This is a genomic window from Pseudomonas sp. 2835, assembly GCF_050435905.1.
GTDB lineage: Bacteria > Pseudomonadota > Gammaproteobacteria > Pseudomonadales > Pseudomonadaceae > Aquipseudomonas.
The window spans coordinates 80,292-89,683 of sequence record NZ_JBNDLE010000022.1; the positions used below are offsets into that span (position 1 = coordinate 80,292).

The following is a 9,392-nucleotide window of genomic DNA, read 5'->3' on the forward strand; positions in this document are numbered from 1 at the left end:
ATGAGCCGTAGCCCAAGCCAGCAGCGCCGCGCCGCCCCTGCCAGCGGCGCCGTGCAAAACCCCCGCAGCAAGTTGCTGGCCTTTGTCGGCTTGTGCCTGCTGCCGCTGGGCGGCGCCTTGCAGATGTTGCTCAGCGGGCAGTCCTGGCTGCCGGCGCTGGCGTACCCATTGGCCAGCCTGGTGAGCTTCGTGCTGTATTGGCGTGACAAGCAGCAGGCCCGCAACCAGGCCTGGCGCACGCCGGAAAAAGTCCTCCACGCCAGCGAACTGTGTGGCGGCTGGCCGGGCGCCTTGCTGGCCCAGCAACGGTTCCGGCACAAGACCCGCAAGCTGTCATTCCAGCTGAGCTTCTGGGCCATTGTTGCTTTGCACCAGCTGTTCTGGATCGACCACCTGCTGCTCGGTGGCCGCTGGCTTGGCGCCGCGCTGGCGCCAATTCTCAGATAAGCAACCCTGGCTGCAGGCGCTTGGGCAGGCGCCTGACCACCAGTTGGTGGGAGCGTTGCAGCAGTTCGGTCAGTTCGGCGCGGCCCATGGGGTAGGGCGGCGCCATGCTGATCCAGTGCGCGCGCGCCAGATACGGCGCCGGGCGCACGCCGGGGCGGTCGACGTAGCCGAGGAACAGCTCGCTGTCGACCTTGAACGACAGCCCGGCGCCGGCCAGGTCAAGCACGGCAAACATCTTGTTGCCCGCCACCGAGAACACCCGGATGCCACCCCATTTGTAGTCCTCCCGCGCACCCGGCAGGCTCAGGCAGAACGCCGCGACCTGCTCTTCGTTGATTTTCTTGTCAGACATAACGCTCCCCGCATTGGGCAAATTCCGCCACCAGGTGATCGATCCATACCCGCACTGCTGGCAGCAGCCCGCGCCGATGGGGGTAGACCGCCTGCAGATAACCGCCGGGCAGCGACCAGTCTGGCAGCAGGCGTACCAGCTCGCCACGTTCGAGTTCTTCTTCGCAGTGCATGATCGGCAGCGCGGTAAAGCCAAGGCCGGCGACGGCGGCGGCCTTGCGCACGACAAAGTCGTCGATCGCCAGGCGTGCTTCCAGGGCCAGTTCATGCTTGTGCCCCTGGCCATCGAGCAGACGCAGATGCACCAGGCGGTCGGCATCCACCGCGCCGAGCACCGGCAGGCTGGCCAGGTCTTGCGGCTGCTTGAGCACCTGCGCGGCGGCAAATTGCGGAGCGGCCACCAGCAGCATCTGTGCCTGACGCAGGCGGCGGGTGACCAGCGCCGGGTCTTCATCGCCCAGGTCGCGCACCCGCAGGGCTACATCGACGCCCTCGGTGATCAGATCGACGCGGCGGTTGAGCAGGATCATGTCCAGTTGCACCTGCGGGTATTGCTGCAGGAAGCGGCTGATCACGTTCGGTAAAAATTCATGGGCCAGGCCCACCGGGCACGACACCCGCAAGCGCCCGCGCGGTTCGCTGGTCATGCTGGCGACGGCTTCTTCGGCCATCTCCGCCTCCAGCAGCATTGCCTGGCAATGGCGCAGGTAGCGTTCGCCCACGGCCGTCAGCTTCAACTGGCGTGTGGTGCGTTGCAGCAGGCGCGTGCCCAGGCGCTCTTCAAGCTCGGCAATGCGCCGTGACAGGCGTGATTTGGGAATTCCGAGTACACGGCCAGCGGCGGCAAAACCACCGGCTTCGACCACCCGGGCGAAGTAGAACAGATCATTGAGGTCTTGCATGGGCGTCACCATTGTCCTGTCAGTGGGACAATCTAACGCATTTTTGCCGACTTATCAGTTATTCGCCATCCAAGTAGGATTCTCCCCATCGTGATCGCCCACTCGCGATCTTCATTCAGGAGAGTCCCATGAAACTGTTGCATATCGATTCGAGCATCCTGGGCGACAATTCCGCCTCCCGCCAGCTGAGCCGCAGCGTGGTTGAAGCCTGGAAAGCCGCCGACCCGTCGCTGCAAGTGACCTACCGTGACCTGGCCGGCGACGCCATCAGCCACTTCTCGGCCGCGACCCTGGTAGCCGCCGGCACCCCGGAAGAACTGCGCGATGCCGCCCAGCAGCATGAAGCCAAACTCAGCGCCGAAACCCTGCAGGAGTTCCTTGACGCCGACGCCGTGGTACTGGCTGCACCGATGTACAACTTCACCGTGCCGACCCAGCTCAAGGCCTGGATCGACCGCGTCGCGGTGGCTGGCAAGACCTTCCGCTACACCGAAGCCGGCCCTGAAGGCCTGTGCGGCAACAAGAAGGTGATCCTGGTATCGACCGCAGGCGGCCTGCATGCCGGTCAGCCTACCGCAGTCGGCCATGAAGAGTTCCTCAAAGTGTTCCTTGGCTTCATCGGCATCACCGACCTGGAAATCGTCCGCGCCCATGGCCTGGCTTACGGCGATGAGCACCGGGTCAAGGCCATGAACGCCGCCCAGGTACAGATCAGCACCGACCTGTTCGCCGCTGCCTGATCCTTGTTGCGATAGACAGACCGACTGCCGGCACCGCCTGCAGTCGGTTTTTTCATTGAGGTTTCATCTGCGCCAGGCTGGCCCGTTCTATGCTGCGCACTATCAGCGTTGATCGATAGCGTTGCTTAAGGGGCGTAACGATGCGGCGTTTTGGCGCATTACTCCTGCTTGTTCTGTTAGGCAGCCCGCTGATGGTGCAGGCCGAGCCGGCTGCACACTGGAGTGTCGGCGTGCACCGCCTGAGTTTCGCCGACCCGCTCGATGCCCAACCGGTGCAGGCCCTGGCGTTCTATCCTTCCAGCGCACCTGAGCGCAGCAGCCGCATCGACGGCTATCGGGTCCAGGCCTGGGAAGGCGCGCCGATGGTCATTGGCCGTTATCCGCTATTGATGCTGTCCCACGGCAACACCGGTACACCGCTGGCCCTGCACGACCTGGCCACGGCCCTGGCCCGTCGCGGCTTTATCGTCGTCGCTGTCACCCACCCGGGCGACAATGCCCGCGACCACAGCCGTCTGGGTACCTTGAGCAACCTCTATGGGCGGCCGTTGCAGATCAGCGCAGCGATCACCGCCAGCCTCGGCGATAGCTTTCTGGCCCCGTACATCAATGGCCCGCAGGTGGGCGTGATCGGCTATTCGGCTGGCGGCGAGACCGCCTTGATCCTGTCTGGGGCGCAACCGGACCTGGAGCGCTTGCAGCGCTACTGCCTGGAGCGGCCGCTGGATGCCGACGCCTGCAAGACCAAAGGCGTGCTGATCGCCGACCGCGCCGACCTGCGTGCCGCGCCCGATCCACGAGTCAAGGCGCTGTTGCTGATGGCACCGTTGAGCCTGATGTTCGGCCGTCACGCCCTGGCCGAGGTCAAGGTGCCGGCGTTGATCTACAGCGGCGACAAGGACCAGTTGCTGGCCATCGACAAGAACGCCCAGGCCCTGGCGCGCAAGCTGCCGGTCACGCCCAACTACAAGCTGCTGGCCGGTGCCGGGCACTTCGTGTTCATGGCGCCGTGCGACGACGAGCAGCGCCAGAAGATGGCCGCCTTGTGCAACGACCCCGACGGCGTCGACCGTGAGGATATTCACCTGACGCTGCAGGCCGAGGCCGCGCGGTTTTTCAACCACACCCTGACTGAGCGTCACCAGGGCGGGCTGCATATGGCTGATCAGTAGGCGCGTGCACGGCGCGACAGCAGCAAGGTCAAGCCGACTCCCAGCAACGACAGCAAGGCTGCCACGCAAAAAATCCAGGCATAGCCCAGGTGCAGGGCCACCGCGCCCATCAGCGGCCCGGCAATCGCCAGGGCCAGGTCGAAGAACACCGCGTAGGCGCCAAGGCCTGCACCGCGACTGGAGCTGGGTACCTGCTTGATCGCCTCGACGCCCAGCGCCGGATACACCAGCGACAGGCCGAAACCGGCAAAGCCTGCGCCAATTAACGCCAGCAGCGGGCTGGGGGCCAGCCACAACAAGGCCAGGCCCAGGGCCTCGGTGGCCATGCAGGCCATCGCCACGGGGTAGCCGCCAAAGCGGTTGACCGCGTTAACGAACAGCAAGCGCGACAGGATGAAACACACGCCGAACGCGCTCAGGCACCAGGCCGCGCCGCTCCAGCCCTGTTCGAGGTAGAACAGGGTGACGAAAGTGGTCAGGGTGCCGTAGCCGATCGACGCCAGGGTCAGGCTGACCCCGCACGGCGCAACCCGGCCGAATGCGGCCCAGAACGGCAGGCGCTCGCCACGCACCACCGGCGTCGACGGCTTGTTGCGGATCACCAGCAATGCCAGCCCCGCCAGCGCACTCAAGGCCAGGCCCAGGGTGGCGAAATTGATCTGATCAACCAGTGCCACGCCCAGCGGCGCGCCGATGGCGATGGCGCCGTAGGAAGCAATGCCGTTCCAGGAAATCACCCGCGCGGTGTGCTCGGCGCCCACCGCACCGATGCCCCAGCTCAAGGTGCCGACGCCGATCAGCCCTTGGGCAATGCCCAGCAGCACGCGCCCGCCCAGCAGCGCCAGCAGGCTCAGCAACGGCACATCGACTGTCAACGCTGAAGCAAAGGTCAGCACGCCACTGGCGGCAATGCCGATCAGGCCGTAAATGATTGCCCGCTTGGTGCCCAGGCTGTCTGCCGCGCGTCCGGCCAACGGCCGGCTGAGCAGGGTGGCCAGGTATTGCAGGCCGATGGTGATACCGGCGATCACCGCACTGAAGCCCAACTGGTCATGCACATAGCTGGGCAGCACCGCGATCGGCAGGCCGATGCAGAGGAAGGCGATGAAGGTATAGAAGACGATCGAAAGGATTTGCCGGGTGATCGACCCGGTATCGACGGGGGCGGGTTGTTGCGCGGACATGGGTTCGTTCGCTGGCGGGCGTTAGGAGAGGGCCCATGATCGCCGGGTGCGAAGAGAAAAGGAAGCAGGCTAACGGATTTTCCAGCATCGCCTGGCAAACCCGCTCCTACAGGATTGTAGGAGCGGGCTTGCCCCGCGATCAGATCTGGATCAGATCACCACACCTTGGCTGCGCAGGTAGTCATCGTAGGTGCCGCTGAAGTCCACCACACCGCTCGGGCTCAGCTCGATGATGCGGGTGGCCAGCGACGATACGAACTCACGGTCGTGGCTGACGAAGATCAGCGTGCCCGGGTAGTTCTCCAGCGCCAGGTTGAGCGCCTCGATCGATTCCATGTCCAGGTGGTTGGTCGGTTCGTCCATCACCAGTACGTTGGGCTTTTGCAGGATCAGCTTGCCGAACAGCATACGGCCTTGCTCACCACCGGAGATCACCTTGACCGACTTGAGGATCTCGTCGTTGGAGAACAGCATGCGCCCCAGGGTGCCACGGATTACCTGCTCGCCTTGAGTCCACTGGCCCATCCAGTCGAACAGGCTCAGGTCCTCTTCGAAGTCGTGGGCGTGGTCCTGGGCGTAGTAGCCCAGTTCAGCGCTTTCGGTCCATTTCACCGCACCGGCATCCGGGCTCAGTTCACCGACCAGGGTACGCAGCAGGGTGGTCTTGCCGATACCGTTGGGGCCGATGATCGCTACGCGCTCGCCGGCTTCGACGGTGAAGCTGAAGTTTTCGAACAGGGTCTTGCCGTCGAAGCCCTTGGACATCTTCTCGATGGTCACGGCCTGGCGGTGCAGCTTTTTGGTCTGCTCGAAGCGGATGAACGGGCTGACCCGGCTCGATGGCTTGACCTCGGCCAGCTGGATCTTGTCGATCTGCTTGGCGCGCGAAGTGGCCTGCTTGGCTTTCGAGGCGTTGGCCGAGAAGCGGCTGACGAAGGTCTGCAGCTCGGCGATCTGGGCTTTCTTCTTGGCGTTGTCCGACAGCAGCTGCTCGCGCGACTGGGTCGCGGCGGTCATGTACTCGTCGTAGTTGCCCGGGAACAGGCGCAGTTCGCCGTAGTCCAGGTCGGCCATGTGGGTGCAGACGCTGTTGAGGAAGTGGCGGTCGTGGGAAATGATGATCATGGTGCTGTTACGCGCCGTGAGAATGTTTTCCAGCCAGCGGATGGTGTTGATGTCCAGGTGGTTGGTTGGCTCGTCGAGCAGCAACACTTCCGGATCCGAGAACAGCGCCTGGGCCAGCAATACACGCAGCTTCCAGCCGGGTGCGACTTCGGTCATCGGGCCGAAATGCTGTTCCAGCGGGATACCCAGGCCCAGTAGCAGCTCACCGGCGCGGGATTCGGCGGTGTAGCCGTCCATCTCGGCGAACTCGGTTTCCAGCTCGGCAACGGCCATGCCGTCTTCTTCGGTCATTTCCGGCAGCGAGTAGATGCGATCGCGCTCGGCCTTGACCTTCCACAGCTCTTCGTGGCCCATGATCACGGTGTCGATCACGGTGAATTCTTCGTAGGCGAACTGATCCTGGCGCAATTTACCCAGGCGTACGTTCGGCTCGAGCATGACCTGGCCGGCGGACGGCTCCAGATCGTTGCCGAGGATCTTCATGAAGGTCGACTTGCCGCAGCCGTTGGCGCCGATCAGGCCGTAGCGGTTGCCGTTGTTGAACTTGACCGAGACGTTCTCGAACAAGGGCTTGGCGCCGAACTGCATGGTGATGTTAGCGGTGGAGATCAAAGGGCTTACCTATCAATAGCTTACGTCGCTGGCATTGCGGCTGATACCGATTTGATACCAATTTGCAGCTTTTCCAGCTCGCTCCAGTCGGAGCTTGAGTTAATCCAACGCGCATACGTCGACAGCAGCATTTGCACGCTGTGGCCGAGCTGTTGGGAGATAAATGCGGGGTTGAGGCCAGACATTAAGCATATTGTCGCATAGGTGTGACGACAGTTGTATGGCGGACGGTAACGAATCCCTAGTTCTTTAAGTACCGGCCGCCACTGATGATGCAGATCAGAGGTCTGCCGGACGTACTCTGCGTTCTTCGATGGCGGGAAAATGAACGGTGACTCCGTGACCCGCCCCTTTCCTTTCCTGCGTCGCTCGGCGTACTCCCTGGCGAACTCGAGCGCATGCAAGGCCCTCTCGTTGAGTAGCACGAACCGATCTTTGCCGGTTTTGGTGCGCTCGACTACCTCGCCCAGCGCTACAGTGCGCTTCACATGGGCAACCTTCTTCTCCAAGTCGACAGCATCCCAGCGCAGCGCCAGGCCCTCCGACAGGCGTACGCCGCTGAAGAACACGAACTCGAAGAACGCCGCGTAGATCTGGCTTGGCCAGTGCGGGTGCTCGTAGAGCCTGGTGGTGATCTGGTTCGCCTCCTCTAAAGTGAACGGGTCGATCTCTTTCTTGGTGCGCTTGGGCAGTTGCAGAGCCTCGGCAGGGTTTCTGTTGATCAATCCGTCGATCACCGCTGAGCGCAGAATCGTTGACAGCTTCACCAAGGCGTTGCGCTTTACCCCCTGCGATCTCCAAGTGATTGAACTCACCACCTTGCGAACCTGGGTGGTGGTGATCAGGTCCACACGAACCATCGCGAAGTGGAGCATCCAGTAATTGTTCAGCGCACTTTTGTAGTTGTTGTAAGTGCCGGGCGTAATCTCCCGGCTGTCGAGCCAGAGCTGGGCGTACTCACCAAATGTCGGCTTGCTGCCCGCGACAGTTTGCGAGCCCGGGAAAAGCTCGGCGTACTTGTCCTGGTCCAGAAGGCCAAGCTTATTAAAGCTAACTACCTGATCGCGAAGCTGGGATGCAGCCTTGATGCCTTTTTGTGTCGGGGGGTAAGGGAGCGTTTCGCATCGACGGATACCGTCCCATGTGAAACGAATCCGGAGGGAGTTGCGGAAGACTTCGACCCCTCGGGGTAAATCCATTGGTTTTCCAGCCATTCGTCATACCTCTTCTTGCTATAGATGATTCGGCCCTGGTGCTTCATCCAGACGCCTTCGGGGAATACTCCGCGCAGGCGCCGACCCTCCAGGGTTCGCTTTGTGCATCCCAGTAGATCGGCCATGCGCTGCTCGGTGACCTTGTCGAAGTCACCGTCTGTTTCGGTGGTCATAAGTGTCTCCACGCCGCGCATGGCGGCAGAGGGTGGGGAGGGGTTAAGTCAATTGACCAAATTCGTAATGCGAAATGTCAAACCTGTATAGGCAGGGTCTTGGATCAAGCCCCTCCACAAGAGCGAGTGCTTCAGCCATGACCAGAGCGGATGAATCTCAGATAGAAGCCCACAAGCTACTGATGCTGCTCGACGCGGAAACATCCCTGGCTATGAGGCTTGTCTCGATGAACACAATGACCGGGCCGGAGTGGCACGCTATGCGCAAACGGCATCGAGTTTGCTTCGAAGCATGGAGCCACTTCACAAAGGAACTTGCTGAAGCCGAGCCTGTTGTCATCAAGTAAGCCTTCTAGATCAGCCAGGTCATGCGGAGCCGTGCGGCAATGGGTAGGAATCATGGCGATACCTCCGGGCTGTCCTTGTTGAGCTGGCAGCCATTGATGCAGCCACCGCAGGCCCCGCACTGCTCATTGCGGCGCGCCCACTGTACATGCGGGCCGTCGTCGGTATCGAAGATGCCCATCATGAACCACTCAGGACCAGGTGACTCGGGCTCCCAGCCGTTGCAGTGGGCCTCGCCATCCCAGTAGGGATGGAAGTCCAGCTCTACTTCCATGCCCCAGGTCCTCAGCTCCAAGCCTTGCTCGGCAATCCAGGCTTTGTATGGCGCCGGGTCTTCGGTCCCGCCAAAGTCGGGGATTCCCGGGTGGTACCACCACCCGTTTTCATCGCGCTCAACTGCGACACGTTGAATCAACTTCATTTCTTCAGGCATGACTCCGTCCTTGCCGCTGCCGCGGCTATCAATAATTGCGTGTTGTAATTTCGAATTGGTTCAAAGAACCGGAATAGCGATCTAGCCGTTCGTCCCCCTATGTGCCTTACTTAATGGTCAGCAAGGAGGAACGAGATGCGCACCAGAGGTAACGCCTATTGGGAATGGGCAGACTCAACGCTTCACTGCAGAACTCATGAAGAGGAACTCAGTGGTGGGGCAACTATCGATGTTCAGGTCAGGCTGTCCCGGGCAGGTGTTACCCAGTTGTTCATCGGGGTGTACGCGGCAACCGGCGAGGCGCTCTATGAAGAAGGCCTCGACTGCCGCTCGAATGAGTCAATGACACGCGCCCTAGCCTGGGGTGTAGGCAAGGCTCGGCACATCGCCGAGGAGGGTGTGGCACAGGCGCCGATGCGCGCTCGGAAGGCCTGATTCATTGCGTGGAGTACAAATGTACTCCTTGGTCATTCGCCCTGATTGGCGAGCATGTTCAGGCGCTGGAAGGAGGTGCCAGGGATGCCCTGGTCCCGCTCAATCGGTGCGCTCGGCTCTGCGCTGGCGGATAAGGCGGCCTCAATGTGCTTCCTGAACCTGCCGCCGCCTGGGGCGTCCTTGATATCACGCAGCAGGTCAAGAGCCTCGGCCAGCCGGGGGCGCAGGGCTGCAACCTTGTTGGCTGACCGGTCGTATT

Annotated in this window: 11 protein-coding genes; 4 read left to right on the forward strand and 7 right to left on the reverse strand. The window is 62.0% G+C overall.

What is annotated here, in order from left to right:
* Complete coding sequence (locus ABIE20_RS23680) at positions 1-447, forward strand: DUF1294 domain-containing protein (RefSeq protein ID WP_429507710.1); 447 nt, start codon at positions 1-3, stop codon at positions 445-447.
* Here ABIE20_RS23680 and ABIE20_RS23685 read toward each other — a convergent pair.
* Complete coding sequence (locus tag ABIE20_RS23685; RefSeq protein ID WP_429507712.1) at positions 440-799, reverse strand: MmcQ/YjbR family DNA-binding protein; 360 nt, start codon at positions 797-799, stop codon at positions 440-442. The genes ABIE20_RS23680 and ABIE20_RS23685 overlap by 8 nt on opposite strands.
* Complete coding sequence (locus ABIE20_RS23690) at positions 792-1,700, reverse strand: LysR substrate-binding domain-containing protein (protein ID WP_429507713.1); 909 nt, start codon at positions 1,698-1,700, stop codon at positions 792-794. The genes ABIE20_RS23685 and ABIE20_RS23690 overlap by 8 nt, the downstream gene beginning before the upstream one ends.
* Positions 1,701-1,828: 128 nt before the next feature.
* Between ABIE20_RS23690 and ABIE20_RS23695 the strand changes: the two genes are divergently transcribed.
* A complete protein-coding gene (locus ABIE20_RS23695) occupies positions 1,829-2,440 on the forward strand; it encodes an FMN-dependent NADH-azoreductase (protein ID WP_429507715.1) in 612 nt (203 codons plus the stop codon).
* Between the two features lie 140 nt (positions 2,441-2,580).
* On the forward strand, positions 2,581-3,612 hold the full coding sequence (locus tag ABIE20_RS23700) for an alpha/beta hydrolase family protein (RefSeq protein ID WP_429507716.1): 1,032 nt from the start codon (positions 2,581-2,583) through the stop codon (positions 3,610-3,612).
* Here ABIE20_RS23700 and ABIE20_RS23705 read toward each other — a convergent pair.
* From ABIE20_RS23705 to ABIE20_RS23720, 4 genes are all read right to left on the reverse strand, one after another.
* The gene (locus ABIE20_RS23705) at positions 3,606-4,796 is read right to left on the reverse strand and encodes an MFS transporter (protein ID WP_429507718.1); all 1,191 of its coding nucleotides are present in this window, start codon (positions 4,794-4,796) and stop codon (positions 3,606-3,608) included. The two genes, ABIE20_RS23700 and ABIE20_RS23705, sit on opposite strands and share 7 nt — an antisense overlap.
* Positions 4,797-4,946: 150 nt before the next feature.
* The gene (locus ABIE20_RS23710; protein ID WP_010226270.1) at positions 4,947-6,533 is read right to left on the reverse strand and encodes an ABC-F family ATPase; all 1,587 of its coding nucleotides are present in this window, start codon (positions 6,531-6,533) and stop codon (positions 4,947-4,949) included.
* 20 nt (positions 6,534-6,553) lie between these two features.
* Positions 6,554-7,747, reverse strand: a complete 1,194-nt coding sequence (locus tag ABIE20_RS23715; RefSeq protein ID WP_429507720.1) for a tyrosine-type recombinase/integrase — start codon at positions 7,745-7,747, stop codon at positions 6,554-6,556.
* 570 nt (positions 7,748-8,317) lie between these two features.
* A complete protein-coding gene (locus ABIE20_RS23720; RefSeq protein ID WP_429507721.1) occupies positions 8,318-8,698 on the reverse strand; it encodes a hypothetical protein in 381 nt (126 codons plus the stop codon).
* A gap of 135 nt (positions 8,699-8,833) precedes the next feature.
* Here ABIE20_RS23720 and ABIE20_RS23725 point away from each other — a divergent pair, with 135 nt between their 5' ends.
* Positions 8,834-9,133 carry a hypothetical protein gene (locus ABIE20_RS23725; protein WP_429507723.1) on the forward strand — a complete coding sequence of 100 codons (300 nt, stop codon included), beginning with the start codon at positions 8,834-8,836 and terminating at the stop codon, positions 9,131-9,133.
* A gap of 32 nt (positions 9,134-9,165) precedes the next feature.
* Here the strand turns inward: ABIE20_RS23725 and ABIE20_RS23730 are convergent.
* Positions 9,166-9,392 (reverse strand): hypothetical protein (locus tag ABIE20_RS23730; RefSeq protein ID WP_429507725.1); only part of this gene is annotated, 227 nt, incomplete at its 5' end.